Genomic DNA, 2,701 nt, shown 5'->3' with positions numbered 1-2,701 from the left:
GGCGACGGGCGCGGGCGCGGGCGGGGCGGCGTCGAGCAGCATCGCCAGCCGCTCGATCCCGGCGGCCCAGCCGACGGCCGGCGTCGGCGGCCCGCCCATTTCGGCCACCAGCCCGTCATAGCGGCCGCCCGCCATCACCGTACCCTGCGCGCCGAGGCGGGTGGTCACGAACTCGAACGCCGTGTGGCTGTAGTAGTCGAGGCCGCGGACGATGCGCGGATTCTCCACGTAGGCGACGCCGAAGCGGGCGAGATGGCCGCGCACGCCGTCCCAGAAGGCGGCGGCCTCCGGCGTCAGATACGGCACGATAGTCGGCGCGTCGGCGACCAGGGCGCGGTCGCGCTCGTCCTTGCTGTCAAGGATGCGCAGCGGATTGCGCGCCAGCCGGTCGCGGCTTTCGGCGGACAGCGCCTCGGCGCGGCTGGCGAAGTAGTCGATCAGGGCGACCCGCCAGGCGTCGCGGCTGGCGCGGTCGCCGAGCGTGTTGATCTCCAGCACCGTGCCCTCGGCGACGCCGAGGGCGGCCAGGATGTCGCGACCACAGGCGATCGCCTCGGCGTCCGCCAGCGGCTCGGCCGGGCCGATCAGCTCCAGGCCGATCTGGTGGAACTGCCGGTAGCGCCCCTTCTGCGGCCGCTCGTAGCGGAACATCGGGCCGGCATAGAACACCTTTTGCGGCAGCGACTGGGTCAGGCCGTTGGTGACCAGCGCGCGGCAGACCCCGGCGGTGTTCTCTGGCCGCAGGGTCACGCTATCGCCGCCGCGGTCGTCGAAGGTGTACATCTCCTTCGTCACCACGTCGGACGTCTCGCCGAGGGTGCGGGCGAACACGCGCGTATCCTCGAACACCGGCGTCGCCCATTCGTCGAAACCATAGGTGCCGGCGATTCGGCGGGCGGTCTCGATCACATGGGCGTGCCGGCGCTGGTCCTCGCCGATCAGGTCGTGCGTGCCACGCGGCGGATTGAGGGCGGTCACGTCACTCCGCCGCGGCGGCGACCGGTGCTGCCGACGCCTTGATCTGGGCGGCCTTGGCCTCCACCAGCTCGACGATGTGCTCGATCATGTTGCCGCCGTCGATGGTGTGGTCGGTCTTGCCGGCGGCATAGACCATGTGCCGGCCGCCGCCGCCGCCGGTGACGCCGATATCGGTCATCAGCGCCTCCCCGGGGCCGTTCACCACGCAGCCGATGATCGACAGGGTGATCGGCGTGTCGATATGGGCGAGACGTTCCTCCAGCGCGGCGACCGTCTTGATGACGTCATAGCCCTGCCGCGCGCAGGACGGGCAGGAGATGATCTTCACGCCGCGATGGCGCAGGCCGAGGGATTTCAGCAACTCCCAGCCGACATGCACCTCCTCCTCCGGCTCGGCGGAGAGGGAGACGCGGACGGTATCGCCGATGCCGGCCCAGAGCAGCGCGCCGAGGCCGATCGCGCTCTTGACCGTGCCGGTGCGTTTGCCGCCGGCCTCCGTGATGCCGATATGCAGCGGGTGGTCGCAGACCTCGGCGAGTTGCTGATAGGCGGCGACGGCGAGGAAGACGTCGGACGCCTTCACGCTGATCTTGAACTCGTGGAAGTCGTGATCCTGAAGGATCTTGGCGTGTTCCAGCGCGCTTTCGACCAGCGCGTCGGGGTTCGGCTCGCCGTATTTCTCCAGCAGGTGCTTCTCCAGGCTGCCGGCATTGACGCCGATGCGCATGGAACAGCCGTGGTCGCGGGCCGCCTTGATGACCTCGCGCACCCGCTCGGCGCTGCCGATGTTGCCCGGGTTGATGCGCAGGCAGGCGGCGCCCGCCTCGGCCGCCTCGATCGCGCGGCGGTAGTGGAAATGGATGTCGGCCACGATCGGGACGTTCACCTCCCGCACGATCTCCGCCAGGGCCGCGGTGCTTTCGCGGTCGGGACAGGAGACGCGGACGATGTCCACGCCCGCCAATTCGGCGCGGCGGATCTGGGCGATCGTCGCGGCGGCGTCGTGGGTCAGCGTGTTTGTCATGGTCTGCACGCTGATCGGCGCGTCGCCGCCGACCGGCACGCGGCCCACCATGATCTGCCGCGAGCGGCGGCGGGTGATCTGCTGGTAGGGGCGGTAGTTCATCCGTCTGTCTCCGGAGCGTGCCGAGCGGCGACGCGGCGCGCCGCCACCGAGCCTATGTGGCCGCATTCGCCGCCGATGACTAGAGCGGCCGGCGTGTCAGTCGCCGCGCGGGACCGCGGGATGGATGCCCGACAGCGGCGCCGCGTGGGCAGCACTCGGCTGAAACCCGCCGCCTTGCCCGGCCACCTGGGTGGATTGCTGGCCCGGCGCGCGGCCGGCCTTCAGCATGTCGGCGTCGAGCGGAACGTCCCGCCGCACCACGCCGGACTGTCCGAATCCCGGTGCCACCGTGCCGTCCACCACGAGGTCCGTCCCGCCCGCATTGCCGAGCGTCATCAGCAACCCGGTCTTGCCGGGGGGCACCGGCCAGCTTTCGCCGGCCCGCAACATGCGGCTGAGCAGGACATGGCCGCCCGGCTCGCGCACCTGCACCCAGGCATCCGCGCGGGCCCGGATCACGATGCGCGGCTGGTTGGGGTCGGCGGCGGCGGCCGTGCCCGCGTCGGGCGCGGCCGGATCATAGGCGGCCGGTACCGCCGAAGCCGTCTCGCCAGGCGGCGGCACGACCGGGGCGGCGAGGATGGGCGGGATCGGTGT

At 71.4% G+C, this 2,701-nt stretch carries 3 protein-coding genes; all 3 read right to left on the bottom strand.

The features are described 5' to 3' along the window. Positions 1-978: histidine--tRNA ligase (hisS, locus tag B8460_RS14915; protein ID WP_048862400.1), on the bottom strand; the 978-nt coding region annotated here is incomplete at its 3' end. A gap of 1 nt (position 979) precedes the next feature. Next, on the bottom strand, positions 980-2,104 hold the full coding sequence (ispG, locus tag B8460_RS14910) for a flavodoxin-dependent (E)-4-hydroxy-3-methylbut-2-enyl-diphosphate synthase (RefSeq protein WP_048862399.1): 1,125 nt from the start codon (positions 2,102-2,104) through the stop codon (positions 980-982). Positions 2,105-2,200: 96 nt separating this feature from the next. Beyond that, the coding region (locus tag B8460_RS14905) for a DUF4115 domain-containing protein (RefSeq protein ID WP_048862398.1) at positions 2,201-2,701 on the bottom strand (501 nt) is incomplete at its 5' end.

It is taken from the genome of Acidisphaera rubrifaciens HS-AP3 (genome assembly GCF_000964365.1).
In the GTDB taxonomy this organism is placed as follows: Bacteria; Pseudomonadota; Alphaproteobacteria; order Acetobacterales; family Acetobacteraceae; genus Acidisphaera; species Acidisphaera rubrifaciens.
The sequence above is the reverse complement of the archived record's forward strand: the minus strand, read 5'-3'. Positions and strand labels throughout refer to the sequence as shown.